Source organism: Aeromonas sp. 159, assembly GCF_963862045.1.
Taxonomy (GTDB): domain Bacteria; phylum Pseudomonadota; class Gammaproteobacteria; order Enterobacterales; family Aeromonadaceae; genus Aeromonas; species Aeromonas veronii.
The window spans coordinates 1-789 of sequence record NZ_CAWLMI010000108.1; the positions used below are offsets into that span (position 1 = coordinate 1).

General features: G+C 54.9%; 1 protein-coding gene. It reads left to right on the forward strand.

Annotation, left to right across the window (positions count from 1 at the left end):
* The coding region (locus AACR14_RS15950) for a DUF1615 family protein (RefSeq protein WP_019446899.1) at positions 1 to 611 on the forward strand (611 nt) is incomplete at its 5' end.
* Positions 612 to 789 lie beyond the last annotated feature (178 nt).

Sequence of the window (789 nt, forward strand, 5' to 3'; positions counted from 1 at the left end):
GTTCTCCAGACAAGCAGGCCAATGGCCCGATGCAGGTGAGCATCGACTTTGCCGAGGCCAACGCCCGTGGCTACCCCTATTCAATCAAGGACTCCATTCGCCACGAAGTCTTTACCCGTCGCGGTGGCATCTGGTTTGGCACCAAGCATATCTTCGGTTATCCCGCCGACTACCCGGATACCCTCTACCGCTTTGCCGATTTCAACGCCGGCTGGTACGCCAGTCGCAATGCCGCTTTTCAAGCTGCTGTCAGCCGCTTGAGTGGCAAAACTCTGGCGCTGGACGGGGATTTGATCCGCTATGACTCGGATCTGCCGGGCAACACCGAGCTGGCCGTCTACACCCTCGCCAACCGGGTCAATATGAGCAAACAGGCGATCCACCAGAGTCTTCGCAAAGGGGATACCGCCGAATTTGCCGAGACCGATCTCTACCATCGCATCTTTACACTGGCCGACAAGCAAGCGGGCAAGCGATTGCCCCGCGCCATCCTGCCCGGCATTCAGCTAAAAAGCCCGAAAATCACCCGCAACCTCACCACCGCCTGGTTTGCCAAGCGGGTGGATGACAGGGAGCAGCGATGCGTGCGGCAGATGGCGACGATTCGCTAAGAAACATCAAGGGCGGCCAATTGGCCGCCCTTGATGCTGATGAGTAATTATTTAAGGTAATGCTTTGATGGCGACTAATATTTTGTAATTGTTCTTCCATTCTCCCTCAATGGGTAACTCAGAAAACTCAATCGTTTTGGCATAAAAAAACGACTCGTTCTCCAGACAAGCAGGCCAA